Source organism: Pseudomonas sp. PNPG3, assembly GCF_023093815.1.
GTDB classification, from domain to species: Bacteria; Pseudomonadota; Gammaproteobacteria; order Pseudomonadales; family Pseudomonadaceae; genus Aquipseudomonas; species Aquipseudomonas asiatica.
Map to the genome: position 1 here is coordinate 1 of NZ_JALLKV010000309.1, position 245 is coordinate 245.

Annotated in this window: 1 protein-coding gene; it reads left to right on the plus strand. The window is 66.5% G+C overall.

Translation table 11 applies throughout. From position 1 onward, the window contains the following. Window positions 1-223, plus strand: a 223-nt coding sequence (locus MJ643_RS31175) for a hypothetical protein (RefSeq protein WP_247727381.1), incomplete at its 5' end; no start/stop codon positions are given. Window positions 224-245: the final 22 nt, after the last annotated feature.

Genomic DNA, 245 nt, shown 5'->3' on the forward strand with positions numbered 1-245 from the left:
CTGGAAATTGAAGGACGAGGAGCCCGTGCCGCTGCTGCTGACATATCAGCATCCCCCCGACACGACCCCCTCCGCGGACGAGTTCCACCTCGCGACCGCGGCGCTCGAGGTCCTGGCTAAAATCCCGTTCGCTTCGGGAAAACCGATCGAAACGAGCGTTACCGTCCGCCGGCGACAGGTCCAGGTGCGCTGGCCCATCACGCCTCCCCGGCGTGCAACCTGAAGGCGGCCGACCGTCGGATGCG